This window comes from Pseudomonas sp. K5002, from assembly GCF_013386655.1.
Lineage (GTDB): Bacteria > Pseudomonadota > Gammaproteobacteria > Pseudomonadales > Pseudomonadaceae > Aquipseudomonas.
In genome coordinates, this window is sequence record NZ_JACARK010001571.1 from 1 (window position 1) to 568 (window position 568).

Below are 568 nucleotides of genomic sequence, written 5' to 3' on the forward strand. Positions count from 1 at the left end.
GCTTGATCGCCTCGACCGACAGATGGCTGGCGGCCGAGCCACGGCGGAAGTACTCCACCTGCGGATCATCGCCGGCTTCCTCGCGGGACTTGAGTTGAAAGCCCGTGGGGTGCAGCGGGTCCACCGCCACATGGGTGCAGTCCAGGCCTTCGTTCTGCAAGGTGTCCACCACGAAGCGCCCGAGGGAATCGGCACCCACGCGGCTCAGCCATGCGACGTTGAAGCCCAGGCGTGACAGGCCGATGGCGACGTTGCTGTCGGCGCCGGCAATGCGCTTGTGAAACTGGGCAACCTGGGCCAGGTCGCCGGTCTGTTCGGCGACAAACATCGCCATGGTTTCACCAAACGACAGGATATCGATCTCAGACATGTGCGTTCTCCACGCGGGGCTGGCCGAGGACGGCGAGGGTGGCGACCTGCTGGGCGGTGACCGGCACCAGGTCATTGCCTTGCAGCGGAAATTCCACGGCCCGGGTAATACCTTGAGTCATGTGCTTGAGCAGTTGTTCCCACAGATGCAGGTCGGCGGCGCCCGGCGGCAAAGCCACCAGCTTGCCGTCGGCGCGGC

General features: G+C 65.1%; 1 protein-coding gene and 1 pseudogene. Both read right to left on the reverse strand.

Annotated features, from left to right (window positions below; translation table 11 throughout):
- The coding region (locus HX846_RS38000; protein WP_256740508.1) for a PfkB family carbohydrate kinase at window positions 1–370 on the reverse strand (370 nt) is incomplete at its 3' end.
- Window positions 363–568, reverse strand: a pseudogene (locus HX846_RS38005) (AP endonuclease); the annotation flags it as partial. The pseudogene HX846_RS38005 and the gene HX846_RS38000, both read right to left, overlap by 8 nt.